This window comes from Enterobacter sp. R-25, assembly GCF_049913205.1.
GTDB classification, from domain to species: Bacteria; Pseudomonadota; Gammaproteobacteria; order Enterobacterales; family Enterobacteriaceae; genus Enterobacter; species Enterobacter ludwigii.
Window position 1 is genome coordinate 1,300,864 of the sequence record NZ_CP183982.1, and the last position, 14,073, is coordinate 1,314,936.

Genomic DNA, 14,073 nt, shown 5'->3' on the forward strand with positions numbered 1-14,073 from the left:
AACGCTTATCTGGGAATGGTGCGGGAGGCGAGACTTGAACTCGCACACCTTGCGGCGCCAGAACCTAAATCTGGTGCGTCTACCAATTTCGCCACTCCCGCAAAAAAGATGGTGGCTACGACGGGATTCGAACCTGTGACCCCATCATTATGAGTGATGTGCTCTAACCAACTGAGCTACGTAGCCATCTTTTTTTCGCGTTACCTTATCGGCGTTGCGGGGCGCATTATGCGTATAGACCCTTGCAGCGTCAACACCTTTTTCAACGAAAATAGCCGGAATGTGACTGTTTGGTTAGGTTGCGAACAGCGTGACCGAATATTCGGCAATTATTGGTTATTTATCGTTTTTGGGGAGTGAAATAGGGGGCAAAAAAAATCAGGCCCCGCAGGGCCTGATTGGATGCTTTTCGATTACTTATAGGCAGACTGGTGTACGCCTACCGCACGTCCTGATGGATCGTTCATTGACTTGAAAGATTCATCCCATTCAATGGCTTTAGCCGAAGAACAGGCAACGGACGGGCCGCCCGGAACACACTCCGCCGCACTCGGCACCGGGAACAACTCTTCAAAAATTTCACGGTACAGATACGCTTCTTTGGAGCCTGGCGTGTTGTACGGGAAGCGGAAGCTCGCGGTTTCCAGTTGCTGATCGGAAACCTGTTTTGCCGCCACCTCTTTCAGGGTGTCGATCCAGCTATACCCGACACCGTCAGAGAACTGCTCTTTCTGACGCCATGCCACGCTCGCCGGCAGGTAGGATTCGAAACATTCACGCAGGATATGTTTCTCCATTTTGCCGTTGCCGCACATTTTGTCCTGCGGGTTGATGCGCATTGCCACGTCGAGGAATTTCTTATCCAGGAAGGGAACACGGGCTTCCACACCCCAGGCAGACATCGCTTTGTTGGCGCGTGCGCAGTCAAACATATGCAGCGCCTGCAGTTTACGTACTGTCTCTTCGTGCAGCTCTTTTGCGTTCGGCGCTTTGTGGAAATAGAGGTAGCCGCCAAACACTTCGTCAGATCCTTCACCGGAGAGCACCATCTTAATGCCCATCGCTTTGATCTTACGCGACATCAGGTACATCGGTGTGGAAGCGCGAATGGTGGTCACATCGTAGGTTTCGATGTGATAGATAACATCGCGGATCGCATCCAGCCCTTCCTGCACGGTGAAGTGGATCTCATGGTGCACGGTACCGAGATGGTTTGCCACTTCCTGCGCGGCTTTCAGATCCGGTGCGCCTTCCAGACCCACAGCAAAGGAGTGCAGTTGCGGCCACCAGGCTTCTGAACGTTCCTGATCTTCAACACGACGCGCGGCGAATTTCTTGGTGATCGCGGAGATCACGGACGAGTCCAGCCCGCCGGAGAGCAGTACACCGTAAGGCACATCTGACATCAGGTGGCTTTTAACAGAATCTTCCAGCGCCTGACGCAGTTCGGCTTTATCAGTCACGTTGTCTTTAACCGCATCATAGTCGAACCAGTCGCGCTGATAGTACTGACGGATCTCGCCGTCTTTACTCCACAGGTAACTTCCTGCCGGGAACTCTTTAATGGTGCGGCAAACCGGCACCAGGGCTTTCATTTCTGAGGCGACATAAAAGTTGCCGTGTTCATCGTGACCCATATACAGCGGGATAATACCAATATGGTCGCGGCCAATCAGATAGGCATCTTTTTCGCTGTCGTACAGGGCGAAGGCAAACATACCCTGCAGATCATCGAGGAATTCCGGGCCTTTCTCCTGATACAGCGCCAGGATCACTTCACAGTCAGAACCGGTCTGGAAGGCGTAACGGTCGCCGTACTCGGCGCGTAGCGCCTGATGGTTATAGATTTCACCGTTGACAGCCAGCGCGTGTGTTTTTTTCTCGTTATACAGCGGCTGCGCACCGGCGTTGACGTCAACAATGGACAGACGTTCGTGTGCCAGGATGGCTTTATCGCTGGCGTAAACGCCGGACCAGTCCGGGCCGCGATGGCGCATCAGGCGGGACAATTCGAGTGCCTTTTTACGCAGTTCGCCTGCGTCAGTTTTAATATCCAGTACGCCAAAAATTGAACACATAACCTTCTCCGTTAACCCTGTTGCTTTGTAATGTTGCTTGCTTATGAAAATGCCGCAAAGGGGGAGGACGCGCAAGGGTTTTACGGGATAAAACGGAAATAGTGCAATGCTGATTGCCGAATAGTGAAAAACGAGTACGTCATGAACGCTTTTATTGATGATTATGCAATAAATCGGCTGTTTTGTTAGATGTGGGTTTGTTTATCGGGCGTGAAAATAAAAAACCACGCGCTGAGGCGTGGTTTGGGATCAGATAATATCAATTTCTTCGACGGAGGGATAAATCCAGCTCGGCCGGAAGGGCATGGCGTCAATATCGTCGAGCGTGGAGACACCGGAAAGCACCAGAATGGTTTCTAGTCCCGCCTGGAATCCGGCCAGGATATCGGTGCGCAGGTTGTCGCCGACAATCACCGTTTCTTCAGAGTGGGCCTGCATCTTGTTCAGCGCGGCACGGATGATCCACGGGCTGGGCTTGCCCACGTAGAATGGTTTCCGGCCAGAGATCTTTTCGATACCGGCACACAGCGCGCCGCAGGCAGGGTAAAAACCACGGCCGTGGGTATCCGGGTTGGTGGCAATAAAACGCGCACCGTTGGCAACAAAGTAGGAGGCTTTGTGCATCATCTCCCAGTTATAGGAGCGCGTTTCGCCAACGATCACAAAGTCCGGGTTCACATCAGTGATGGTAAACCCTGCCTTATATAACTCGTGGATCAGCGCCCCTTCACCCACCACGTAGGCCTTTTTTCCTTCCTGGCGCTTGAGGAAATCAGCGGTGGCCATGGCAGAGGTATAAAACACGCTGTCCGGCACGTTGACGCCTGCTGTGGCAAAGCGGTTTGCCAGGTCCTGACCGGTCTGAGAAGGGTAGTTCGTGAGAAGAACCAGAGGCATTCCTTTGTCGATGATGCGGTGAAGAAATTCCGCAGCACCTGGTACAGCAACGTTGTCGTGCATCAGCACGCCGTCGATATCACAAATTACATTCTTAATGGTCATGGACATTCCGACATCAAAAAAAGAAGGCGTTACTATAAGACCCGATCAACTTTCCAGCAAATGTTGCAACAGAATACCGTTGAGCATGGCGCGTTTAACCAGCGCAAATGCGCCTATCGCTGAGCGATGGTCAAGCTTAGAACGAACGACGGGAAGGTTCTGGCGGAAGGCTTTCAGCGCCTGAGTGTTAATGCAGCCTTCAATGGCGGGCAGCAGGACCTTCTCGGCCTCCACAATCTCACCGGCGATCACCACTTTTTGCGGGTTAAACAGGTTGATGGCGATGGCGATGGTTTTACCCAGATGGCGACCCACCTGCTCAATAACTTCACAGGCCAGCGCGTCGCCTTTGTTGGCGGCTTTGCAGATAGTCCCTATCTTGCAATCGTCCAGCGTGACGCGGCTCTGGTAACCCTGTTCAAGCAGATGGCGCACCCGCTGTTCAATCGCCGTGTTGGCGGCAATCGTCTCCAGACAGCCAAAGTTTCCGCAGTGGCAGCGTTCGCCAAGCGGCTCTACCTGAATATGACCAATCTCACCGACGTTACCGTTGCGGCCAATAAAAATGCGCCCGTTAGAGATGATGCCTGCCCCTGTCCCGCGGTGTACGCGCACCAGAATCGAATCTTCACAATCCTGGCTCGCACCAAAGTAGTGCTCTGCCAGGGCCAGAGAGCGGATGTCGTGCCCCACGAAACAGGTCACTTTAAAGCGTTTTTCCAGCGCATCTACCAGCCCCCAGTTCTCAACCTTTATATGGGGCATATAACGGATCACGCCGCTTTCGGGGTCTACCAGGCCTGGCAGGATCACCGAGATCGCAATCAGTTCACGGATTTTGCGCTGACAGCTCTCGATAAAGTGTTCAATGGTATTCAGCAGCGCGTGTTCCAGCGTCTCCTGAGTGCGCTCCGGAAGCGGGTAGTGTTCTTCCGCGATGGCTTTGCTGCTCAGATCATAGAGCGTAAGGGTGGTGTCATGACGACCAAGACGGACGCCGATCGCCTGAAAATTGCGGGTTTCGGTAATAATGGAGATGGCGCGGCGGCCTCCGGTGGAGGCCTGCTGATCGACTTCTTTGATCAGTCCGCGCTCAATGAGCTGACGGGTAATTTTTGTCACGCTGGCGGGAGCAAGCTGGCTTTGTTCGGCTATCTGAATGCGCGAGATTGGCCCGTGTTGGTCAATCAGACGATAAACCGCCGCGCTGTTAAGTTGTTTAACGAGATCGACATTACCGATTTGAGCTTGTCCGCCTGGTGTCATACTTTTACTTACTCAGTGACGACCTCGTTACCATTAACGATGGTCTTGATAATTTTATAATCGTGTGTGAATGCCGTCAGGTTTGCAACCATACCTGGTGCAATTCCGCCAAGCTGTTTATCTACGCCCATCGCGCGCGCAGGATAAAGGGTCGCCATACGCAGGACTTCATCAAGCGCAATCCCGCAATGTTCAACCAGGTTACGCACCCCTTCAATCATCGTCAGGGAGGAACCACTCAGCGTACCGTTTTCATCAACACACAGTCCATTGCGGTAGTATATTGTTTTACCGGCAAAAATGAACTGCTCAATATTTGCTCCTGCCGGTGCGGTGGCATCGGTTACCAGACAGAGTTTGTCACCTTTCAGGCGCTTGGCGTTGCGAATGTTGGTGTAATCGACGTGCAAGCCGTCAGCAATAATGCCGCAGTAAACGTCCTGCTCATCGAGAATTGCCCCGACCAGCCCAGGTTCACGACCGGTGATATACGGCATCGCGTTGTACAGGTGCGTCGCAAAGGTAATGCCGGCGCGGAAACCTGCTTTCGCTTCTTTTTGCGTTGCGTTTGAATGGCCCGCAGAAACGACAATCCCGGCGGCGGCCAGTTTGCTGATAACGTCAGGTCCCGCGATTTCAGGAGCCAGCGTCACTTTGGTGATCACATCGGCGTTGGCACACAGGTAGTCGACCAGCTCAGCGTCAGGTTTACGCACGTAATCCGGGTTATGCGTTCCTTTTTTCACGATGTTCAGCCACGGTCCTTCAAGATGCAGACCCAGCGCCTGATTAGGGTGTTTTGCCAGGTAGTCGCGCATCACGCGGATACCCTGTTTCATGAGATCATCACTGCTGGTGATGAGGGTTGGCAGATAGCTGGTGCAGCCCGATTTCTCGTTGGCTTTCTGCATGATTTCCAGCGTGTCGACCGTCACCGCCTCCGCCGTGTCATTAAATTGCACACCGCCGCAGCCGTTCAGCTGTACGTCGATGAAACCGGGGGAGATTACTGCTCCATTGAGTGAGCGCTGTTCAATCCCCGGCGGCAGCTCTGCCAGCGGGCAAACACGTTCAATCAGGCCATCGGCGATAACAATCGCATGGTCATCCAGAATATCATGGCCGGTATAAATCCGACCGTGGGTTAAAGCGTACATAACGACCCCCGGTTAAAAAAAACGGCCGCCTCTTGATGAAGAGGCGGTTATTCAATTACAGACCTTTGATGTTCTCAGCTTCTAACTCGTTGAAGTATTTAAGCGTTTTCACTTTCAGCTCCATCGTGGACGGTTCGTCGCACACGATGACTGATTTTGGATGCAGCTGCAGGCAGCTGATGGTCCACATGTGGTTAACGTTGCCTTCAACGGCAGCCTGGAGCGCCTGCGCTTTCACGCCGCCCAGAACCAGAATCATCACTTCTTCGGCATCCAGCAGGGTGCCTACGCCTACGGTCAGGGCGTATTTTGGAACCTGGTTAACATCACCGTCAAAGAAGCGGGAGTTTGCCACGCGCGTGTCATGGGTCAGGGTTTTAATACGCGTACGGGAAGCCAGAGAAGAGGCCGGTTCGTTGAACGCGATATGACCATCGTTGCCCACGCCACCCATGAACAGGTGGATTTTACCGTAGGAACGGATTTTTTCTTCATACTGACGGCATTCTGCGTCAATATCAGGCGCGTTTCCATTCAGCAGGTTAATGTTTTCAGCCGGAATATCAACGTGGTCAAAGAAATTACGGTGCATAAAGCTATGGTAGCTTTCCGGATGATCCTTGGGTAAGCCGACATACTCATCCATGTTGAAGGTCACAACATGTTTGAAGCTAACCTGGCCTGCTTTATGCATCTCAACCAGGGCTTTATACGCGGTCAGCGGCGTGCCGCCGGTAGGAAGGCCGAGAACGAAAGGACGATCGGCGGTGGGTTTGAACGCGTTAATACGGTTAACGATATGACGGGCGGCCCATTTACCGACTTGTTCAGCAGTTGCCAGGGGAATCAGTCTCATTGTTCACCTCAAGAGTTAAAGTAGAAGAGTGGGCGGATGGCTATCGGAACCTGAACTAAGCGTAACCTGGAACCTTTCAGGCCGGATCAATCCGTCTTGATTTTTTGAATGATAAAATAAGTTTTCACTGTTAGCCAGAGAAAGGGAGGGTTGTTAACGATATTTGGTGACAAAAATCACAAAAAATACGTGTTTAATTTGCGATACGAATTAATTTTTCACACACTCACAATGCCAGTGAATCATCAACTGTATTTATCGTTGTCGACACAATAAAAACATAGTTTATGCACGAGCCTTAATAAGGGTCTCGTAGGGGGAATAGGATGAATATTTTAGGTTTTTTCCAGCGCCTCGGTAGGGCTTTGCAGCTCCCTATCGCCGTGCTACCGGTTGCAGCACTGCTGCTGCGATTCGGGCAACCCGATCTGCTTAATGTGCCATTTATCGCGCAAGCGGGTGGCGCGATTTTTGACAATCTGGCGCTGATTTTCGCCATCGGTGTGGCATCCAGCTGGTCAAAAGACAGCGCGGGTGCAGCGGCGCTGGCCGGGGCTGTCGGTTACTTCATCCTGACGAAAGCGATGGTGACGATAAACCCAGAAATTAACATGGGCGTTCTGGCAGGTATCATTACCGGTCTGGTCGGCGGGGCTGTTTATAACCGTTGGGCGGGGATCAAACTGCCAGACTTCCTGAGCTTCTTCGGTGGAAAACGTTTTGTGCCGATTGCGACAGGCTTCTTCTGTCTGATTCTGGCCGCGATCTTTGGCTACATCTGGCCACCGGTGCAGCACGCTATCCATGCGGGCGGTGAGTGGATTGTTTCCGCTGGCGCAGTGGGTGCGGGTATCTTCGGTTTCATCAATCGTCTGTTGATCCCAACCGGCCTGCATCAGGTGCTGAACACCATTGCCTGGTTCCAGATTGGTGAGTTTACCAACGCCGCGGGCGCGGTATTCCACGGGGATATCAACCGCTTCTACGCAGGTGACGGCACCGCGGGCATGTTCATGTCGGGCTTCTTCCCTATCATGATGTTTGGTCTGCCGGGCGCGGCGCTGGCTATGTACCTGGCCGCACCGAAAGCGCGTCGTCCAATGGTTGGCGGGATGCTGCTGTCAGTTGCCATCACCGCGTTCCTGACCGGTGTTACTGAGCCGCTGGAATTCCTGTTCATGTTCCTGGCTCCGCTGCTGTACCTCATGCACGCTGTGCTGACGGGTATTAGCCTGTTTGTTGCAACGCTGCTGGGTATCCATGCGGGCTTCTCCTTCTCCGCCGGCGCGATCGACTACGTGTTGATGTACAACCTGCCCGCGGCGAGCAAGAACGTCTGGATGCTGGTCGCAATGGGTCTGGTGTTCTTCGTTATCTACTTCGTTCTGTTCAGCGCAGTCATTCGTATGTTTAACCTGAAAACACCAGGCCGCGAAGATACGAAAGACGACATCGTTACTGGCGAAGCTAACAGCAATACCGAAGAAGGGCTGACCCAGCTGGCAACCAATTATATTGCCGCAGTAGGCGGTACGGATAACCTGAAAGCTATCGATGCATGTATTACCCGTCTGCGCCTGACGGTAGGTGATTCTGCGCGCGTTAACGATGCCATGTGTAAACGCCTTGGCGCATCCGGTGTGGTGAAACTGAACAAGCAGACCATCCAGGTTATCGTGGGTGCGAAAGCGGAATCGATTGGCGATGAAATGAAGAAAGTGGTTGCCCGTGGACCGATCGCGGCTTCTGCAGCGAACAGCGCGCCAGTGACGGAAGCCCCGGTGGCAAAACCGCAGGCCGTCCCTAACGCAACGACCATTGCCGCGCTGGTTTCACCGATTACTGGTGAAGTGGTTGCGATTGAGCAGGTGCCTGACGAAGCGTTTGCCAGCAAAGCTGTCGGTGACGGTGTGGCGGTGAAACCAACGGACAAAACCGTGGTGTCTCCTGCTGCCGGGACCATCGTTAAAATCTTCAACACCAACCATGCGTTCTGCCTCGAAACTGAAAAGGGCGCGGAGATCGTTGTCCATATGGGTATCGATACCGTCGCGCTGAACGGTCAGGGCTTTACTCGCCTGGTGGAAGAGGGGGCCGACGTGGTGGCAGGTCAGCCGATTCTGGAAATGGATCTGGATTACCTGAACGCTAACGCGCGCTCCATGATTAGCCCGGTAGTTTGCAGCAATATCGACGACTTCAGCGGCCTGGTGATTCAGGCGAAAGGTCAGGTTGTTGCGGGCCAGACGCCACTGTATGAGATTAAAGGCAAGTAATCGCTCCTGAGTAGAGTCATGCCTTAAGCGGCGGGGGTTTTCCTCCGCCGCTTTTTTTTGCAGCAATTGCCCCCATTATTTTCTTCAGAGACGTTTTAAGGGTTGTCACTACGTCCGGCTTATAAGATCATATGCCGTTATACGTTGTTTACGCTTTGAGGAATCCACGATGAGTGAGGCTGAAGCCCGCCCGAGTAACTTTATTCGTCAGATCATCGATGAAGATCTGGCCAGTGGTAAGCACACCACAGTTCATACCCGTTTTCCGCCGGAGCCAAACGGCTACCTGCATATTGGTCATGCAAAATCGATCTGCCTGAACTTTGGCATCGCGCAAGACTACCAGGGACAGTGCAACCTGCGTTTCGATGACACCAACCCAGTAAAAGAAGACATCGAATACGTTGAGTCTATTAAGAATGACGTGCAATGGCTGGGCTTCAACTGGTCTGGCGATATCTGCTACTCCTCTGACTATTTTGATCAGCTGTATGCCTATGCGGTCGAGCTTATCAATAAAGGTCTGGCGTATGTCGACGAGCTGTCTGCTGACGAGATCCGCGAATACCGCGGCACGCTGACCGCGCCGGGTAAAAACAGCCCGTTCCGCGATCGCAGTGTTGAAGAGAACCTGGCGCTGTTTGAAAAAATGCGTGCGGGTGGCTTCGAGGAAGGTAAAGCGTGCCTGCGTGCCAAAATCGACATGGCATCACCGTTCATCGTGATGCGCGATCCGGTTCTGTACCGTATCAAGTTCGCTGAACACCATCAGACCGGTAACAAGTGGTGCATCTACCCGATGTACGACTTTACCCACTGCATCAGCGATGCGCTGGAAGGCATTACGCACTCCCTGTGTACGCTGGAGTTCCAGGACAACCGCCGTCTGTACGACTGGGTTCTGGATAACATCACCATCCCGGTGCATCCGCGTCAGTACGAATTCTCTCGTCTGAATCTGGAATACACGGTGATGTCCAAGCGTAAGCTGAACCTGCTGGTGACCGACAAGCACGTTGAGGGCTGGGACGATCCGCGTATGCCAACCATCTCGGGTCTGCGTCGCCGTGGTTATACTGCAGCGTCTATTCGCGAGTTCTGTAAGCGCATCGGCGTGACCAAGCAGGATAACACCATTGAGATCGCCTCTCTGGAATCCTGCATCCGTGAAGATCTGAACGACAACGCGCCTCGCGCAATGGCCGTCATCGATCCGGTTAAACTGGTTATCGAAAACTACCCGCAGGGCGCGAGCGAAATGGTCTCCATGCCTAACCATCCGAACAAACCGGAAATGGGCACCCGTGACGTGCCGTTCAGCGGTGAAATCTGGATCGATCGTGCTGACTTCCGCGAAGAAGCGAACAAGCAGTACAAGCGTCTGGTGCTGGGTAAAGAGGTGCGTCTGCGTAACGCATACGTGATCAAAGCTGAGCGTGTTGAGAAAGATGCGGAAGGGAATATCACCACCATCTTCTGCTCTTACGACGCTGAAACCCTGAGCAAAGATCCGGCAGATGGCCGCAAAGTGAAAGGCGTGATCCACTGGGTAAGTGCAACACATGCGCTGCCGGTTGAAATTCGCCTGTACGATCGTCTGTTCAGCGTGCCTAACCCAGGTGCAGCAGAAGACTTCCTGGCGACAATCAACCCGGAATCTCTGGTCATCAAGCAGGGGTATGCTGAGCCGTCTCTGAAAGCCGCTGAAGCGGGCAAAGCGTTCCAGTTCGAACGTGAAGGCTACTTCTGCCTCGACAGCCGTCACAGTACCTCGGAAAAACCGGTGTTTAACCGTACCGTTGGTCTGCGTGATACCTGGACTAAAGTCGGCGAATAATAACGCTGCTCTGGTCAATGAGAGACAAACGCCGCGTAATGCGGCGTTTTTTTATTGAATGATCATATCGTTAAGCGCGAGCAAAAATAATGTCTGCGCAATATTCAGGTCAATGTGGTGCTACTTATTTTTCTAAAAAAAGTTTGTATATTTCTGAAAATAGTGAAGGCCTGAAAATAACCAGTAATTTACACAATTACTGACTTAAATTTAATGACTTGCCCCGCCAAATCTCGTCTCCCGCTAAATGTTACAAAGCACTACTAATTATGTGCACTTCGTCATAATCCTGACTTTTGCCCACGGAAAAGCATTGATAATTCGCGTCGCGAAAAATAACCTAAAGGCGGTAGTTAATTCGAGGGTATTTCTGACTACCCCTGACCTTTTGGTCTTTTATCTTTTTCGCCGTTCAGGCGTTTTAATTCGTCAAAGAGGAATAATCTATGCGTACGTTCAGTGGCAAACGTAGTGCGCTGGCGCTGGCTATCGCCGGTGTGACAGCAATGTCAGGCCTGGTGATTGCGCCAGAGGCTAAGGCAGCAGGTTTCATCGAAGATTCTACCCTCACGGGCGGTATTTATTACTGGCAGCGTGAACGTGACCGTAAAGACGTTACCGAAGACAAATACAAAACCAACCTTTCTCACTCTACCTGGAACGCCAACCTCGACTTCCAGTCAGGCTATGCCGCCGATATGTTCGGCCTGGATATTGCCGCATTCACGGCAATTGAAATGGCGGAAAATGGCGACAGCGGACACCCGAACGAAATTGCCTTCTCGTCCAGCAATAAGGCCTATAAAGAAGACTGGTCCGGCGATAAAAGCGGTATCAGTCTGTATAAAGCCGCTGCAAAATTCAAATATGGTCCAGTCTGGGCGCGCGGCGGATATATTCAGCCAACTGGCCAAACCCTGTTAGCGCCACACTGGAGTTTTATGCCTGGTACTTACCAGGGCGCTGAAGCTGGCGCTAACTTTGACTACGGTGATGCGGGTGCGTTGAGTTTCTCCTATATGTGGACCAACGAATACAAAGCCCCGTGGCATATCGAAATGGATAAGTTTTACCAGAACGATAAAAAGACCAAAGTGGATTACCTCCACTCGCTGGGTGCGAAGTACGATTTTAAAAACGACCTCGTGTTAGAAGCCGCCTTTGGTCAGGCTGAAGGCTATATCGATCAGTATTTTGCCAAAGCCAGCTACAAGTTTGATATCGCAGGGAGTCCGTTGAGTACCAGTTACCAGTTCTATGGAACGCGAGACAAAGTCAGCGATGGTGGCGTCAACGATATTTATGACGGCACGGCCTGGCTGCAGGCGCTGACCTTTGGCTACAAAGTGGGGCAGGTGGATTTGCGTCTGGAAGGGACATGGGTGAAGGCGGAAGGGCAGCAGGGCTACTTCCTGCAGCGTATGACCCCGACTTACGCATCTTCCAACGGTCGTCTGGATATCTGGTGGGATAACCGCTCTGACTTCAACGCCGATGGCGAAAAAGCGGTCTTCTTCGGCGCAATGTATGACCTGAAAAACTGGAACCTGCCGGGCTGGGCGGTGGGCGCCTCCTACGCGTATGCCTGGGACGCCAAACCGGGCGACATGGCCACACCGGATGCGTACTACGATCCGAACTACCGTCTGAAAGAGTCCTCTTACAGCCTGGATGCCATCTATACCGTGCAGGACGGACGTGCGAAAGGCACGATGTTCAAGCTGCACTTCACGCAGTATGACAACCACTCTGATATTCCAAGCTACGCGGGCGGTTACGGCAACATCTTCCAGGATGAACGTGACGTGAAATTCATGGTTATCGCACCATTCACTATCTTCTGATGATCGCTCCGGCGGGTTCCGTCCCGCCGGAAAGGAGACTGCACATGATGAAAAAAATGGTAATCGTCGCGTTGCTGGCCTCGGGGCTGGTGGCTTGCGCCCAGGACCCGGCACCGAAAGAAGATTCTCGCCTGAAGGAGGCTTACAGCGCCTGCATTAACACCGCTGAAGGCTCACCGGAGAAAATTGAAGCCTGCCAGAGCGTGCTGAATGTGCTGAAGAAAGAGAAGGCGCATGAGCAGTTTGCGACGCAGGAAAATGTTCGCGTAATGGACTATCAGGCCTGTATTCAGGCGCGTAAAACCGGTAACGATCAGGAAGTGGCGAAGCGTTGCGACCAGATCTGGAAGGAAATACGCAGTAACAACGGAAATTAATTAAGCGTGTTAAGGCCCGGTGGCGCTGTGCTTACCGGGCTTTTTTTTCGCCGGGTGACAGGCAAAAAAAAGCCAACCTTGCGGCTGGCTCAGAGTATGAAAGTTCGACTTATTTGGCGTCGTGTGCGTGATCGTCTTCGCGGCAATCACCTTCAGCACAGTGACCATACAGATACAGGCTATGGTTGGTCAGGCGGATACCATGACGAGCAGCGATTTCACGCTGACGTGCTTCGATGGAATCATCGCTAAATTCAATGACCTTGCCACAATCCAGGCAGATCAGGTGATCGTGGTGCTGCTGCTGGGTCAGTTCGAATACAGATTTACCGCCTTCGAAATTATGACGGGTAACAATGCCCGCGTCATCAAACTGGTTCAGCACGCGATAGACGGTTGCCAGCCCAATCTCTTCACCCATGTCGATAAGACGCTTGTAAAGGTCTTCCGCACTGACATGGTGATTGTCTGGACCCTGAAGCACTTCAAGGATTTTTAACCGAGGAAGCGTAACTTTCAGGCCAGCCTTCTTTAATGCGGTATTGTTGTCAGTCATGCGGAATCTGTCCTGTTGCTAAACGATTCACTTCTGGAGGAAGTGACAGAAAATGCACCTGGAATAATGCGTCTCATTATAGAACTGCCATGGCTAAATGAAAACTGCAAGTCTCAGGCAAAGTATGCTTATAAAAACGTGGTATCACCGACAAACTTACTCAATGGCACCCCATTTTACCTGGGAGACATTGTACAGGTCTGGGCGAAAAAGTTAAAAGATTGTAGCGATTAATTTAATCGTTTGACCCGGTTCCTGGGCGCAACCGGGGTTGCGCCACACTAACAATCAGGCGTTAAGAATATCGTCCAGGTGCAGTTCTTCGCGGATCTGCTTCACCCACTTCTCAACGCGCTCTGCGGTCAGTTCTGGCTGACGGTCTTCGTCGATCGCCAGACCCACGAAGTGGTCGTCATCGGCCAGGCCTTTAGACGCTTCGAAGTGATAACCTGCAGTCGGCCAGTGGCCTACGATAACTGCACCATTCGGTTCAATGATATCGCGGATAGTGCCCAGCGCGTCACAGAAGTACTCAGCGTAGTCTTCCTGATCGCCGCAGCCAAACAGGGCGACCAGCTTGCCGTTGAAGTCCACTTCTTCCAGCGTCGGGAAGAAATCATCCCAGTCACACTGGGCTTCACCGTAGTACCAGGTTGGGATACCCAGCAACAGGATGTCATAGCCTTCGAGATCTTCTTTGCTGCTCTTGGCGATGTCATGCACATCGGCAACGTCTTTACCGAGCTGTTTTTGAATGTTTTTTGCGATATTTTCGGTATTGCCGGTATCACTGCCGAAGAAAATGCCGATGATTGCCATGAGTA

General features: G+C 52.3%; 11 protein-coding genes and 2 tRNA genes. 4 read left to right on the forward strand and 9 right to left on the reverse strand.

The window, feature by feature from the left end:
- Positions 1 to 16: 16 nt before the first annotated feature.
- The 7 genes from ACN9MQ_RS06175 to nagB all read right to left on the reverse strand — a co-directional run bounded on the left by ACN9MQ_RS06175 (position 17) and on the right by nagB (position 6,359).
- Positions 17 to 101 (reverse strand) — tRNA-Leu (locus ACN9MQ_RS06175).
- Positions 102 to 109: 8 nt separating this feature from the next.
- Positions 110 to 186: transfer RNA gene (locus ACN9MQ_RS06180), tRNA-Met, on the reverse strand.
- Between the two features lie 227 nt (positions 187 to 413).
- Entirely contained in the window at positions 414 to 2,078 is a 1,665-nt protein-coding gene (gene asnB / locus ACN9MQ_RS06185; RefSeq protein WP_010428626.1) for an asparagine synthase B, read from the reverse strand.
- A gap of 249 nt (positions 2,079 to 2,327) precedes the next feature.
- Positions 2,328 to 3,080, reverse strand: a complete 753-nt coding sequence (nagD, locus tag ACN9MQ_RS06190; protein ID WP_020884984.1) for a ribonucleotide monophosphatase NagD — start codon at positions 3,078 to 3,080, stop codon at positions 2,328 to 2,330.
- Positions 3,081 to 3,125: 45 nt separating this feature from the next.
- The gene (nagC, locus tag ACN9MQ_RS06195; RefSeq protein ID WP_014169139.1) at positions 3,126 to 4,346 is read right to left on the reverse strand and encodes a DNA-binding transcriptional regulator NagC; all 1,221 of its coding nucleotides are present in this window, start codon (positions 4,344 to 4,346) and stop codon (positions 3,126 to 3,128) included.
- An 8-nt stretch (positions 4,347 to 4,354) separates the two neighbouring features.
- Complete coding sequence (gene nagA, locus ACN9MQ_RS06200; RefSeq protein WP_044857290.1) at positions 4,355 to 5,503, reverse strand: N-acetylglucosamine-6-phosphate deacetylase; 1,149 nt, start codon at positions 5,501 to 5,503, stop codon at positions 4,355 to 4,357.
- Between the two features lie 55 nt (positions 5,504 to 5,558).
- Positions 5,559 to 6,359, reverse strand: coding sequence for a glucosamine-6-phosphate deaminase (nagB, locus tag ACN9MQ_RS06205; RefSeq protein ID WP_008501061.1), 801 nt, complete (start codon positions 6,357 to 6,359; stop codon positions 5,559 to 5,561).
- Positions 6,360 to 6,685: 326 nt separating this feature from the next.
- On the opposite strand from nagB, the gene nagE reads away from it, so the two are divergent.
- The 4 genes from nagE (at position 6,686) to chiQ (ending at position 12,693) form a co-directional block, all read left to right on the forward strand.
- The gene (gene nagE, locus ACN9MQ_RS06210) at positions 6,686 to 8,635 is read left to right on the forward strand and encodes a PTS N-acetyl glucosamine transporter subunit IIABC (protein WP_032677692.1); all 1,950 of its coding nucleotides are present in this window, start codon (positions 6,686 to 6,688) and stop codon (positions 8,633 to 8,635) included.
- 169 nt (positions 8,636 to 8,804) lie between these two features.
- Positions 8,805 to 10,472, forward strand: a complete 1,668-nt coding sequence (gene glnS, locus ACN9MQ_RS06215; RefSeq protein ID WP_040016939.1) for a glutamine--tRNA ligase — start codon at positions 8,805 to 8,807, stop codon at positions 10,470 to 10,472.
- A gap of 446 nt (positions 10,473 to 10,918) precedes the next feature.
- On the forward strand, positions 10,919 to 12,316 hold the full coding sequence (chiP, locus tag ACN9MQ_RS06220; RefSeq protein WP_020884980.1) for a chitoporin ChiP: 1,398 nt from the start codon (positions 10,919 to 10,921) through the stop codon (positions 12,314 to 12,316).
- A gap of 47 nt (positions 12,317 to 12,363) precedes the next feature.
- Positions 12,364 to 12,693: a ChiQ/YbfN family lipoprotein gene (chiQ, locus tag ACN9MQ_RS06225; RefSeq protein WP_025204664.1), complete on the forward strand. Its 330-nt coding sequence runs from the start codon at positions 12,364 to 12,366 to the stop codon at positions 12,691 to 12,693.
- Positions 12,694 to 12,802: 109 nt separating this feature from the next.
- Here the strand turns inward: chiQ and fur are convergent, their stop codons facing one another.
- Both fur and fldA read right to left on the reverse strand, forming a co-directional pair.
- Positions 12,803 to 13,249, reverse strand: coding sequence for a ferric iron uptake transcriptional regulator (fur, locus tag ACN9MQ_RS06230; RefSeq protein ID WP_014169146.1), 447 nt, complete (start codon positions 13,247 to 13,249; stop codon positions 12,803 to 12,805).
- Positions 13,250 to 13,537: 288 nt separating this feature from the next.
- Complete coding sequence (fldA, locus tag ACN9MQ_RS06235) at positions 13,538 to 14,068, reverse strand: flavodoxin FldA (protein WP_008501067.1); 531 nt, start codon at positions 14,066 to 14,068, stop codon at positions 13,538 to 13,540.
- Positions 14,069 to 14,073 lie beyond the last annotated feature (5 nt).

Excerpts from the sequence above, each read along its gene's own strand:
- nagC (WP_014169139.1), bottom strand. The coding sequence starts at position 4,346 with ATGACACCAGGCGGACAAGCTCAAATCGGTAATGTCGATCTCGTTAAA.
- chiP (WP_020884980.1), top strand. The coding sequence starts at position 10,919 with ATGCGTACGTTCAGTGGCAAACGTAGTGCGCTGGCGCTGGCTATCGCC.
- asnB (WP_010428626.1), bottom strand. The coding sequence starts at position 2,078 with ATGTGTTCAATTTTTGGCGTACTGGATATTAAAACTGACGCAGGCGAA.
- nagD (WP_020884984.1), bottom strand. The coding sequence starts at position 3,080 with ATGACCATTAAGAATGTAATTTGTGATATCGACGGCGTGCTGATGCAC.
- chiQ (WP_025204664.1), top strand. The coding sequence starts at position 12,364 with ATGAAAAAAATGGTAATCGTCGCGTTGCTGGCCTCGGGGCTGGTGGCT.
- fur (WP_014169146.1), bottom strand. The coding sequence starts at position 13,249 with ATGACTGACAACAATACCGCATTAAAGAAGGCTGGCCTGAAAGTTACG.
- nagA (WP_044857290.1), bottom strand. The coding sequence starts at position 5,503 with ATGTACGCTTTAACCCACGGTCGGATTTATACCGGCCATGATATTCTG.
- fldA (WP_008501067.1), bottom strand. The coding sequence starts at position 14,068 with ATGGCAATCATCGGCATTTTCTTCGGCAGTGATACCGGCAATACCGAA.
- glnS (WP_040016939.1), top strand. The coding sequence starts at position 8,805 with ATGAGTGAGGCTGAAGCCCGCCCGAGTAACTTTATTCGTCAGATCATC.
- nagB (WP_008501061.1), bottom strand. The coding sequence starts at position 6,359 with ATGAGACTGATTCCCCTGGCAACTGCTGAACAAGTCGGTAAATGGGCC.
- nagE (WP_032677692.1), top strand. The coding sequence starts at position 6,686 with ATGAATATTTTAGGTTTTTTCCAGCGCCTCGGTAGGGCTTTGCAGCTC.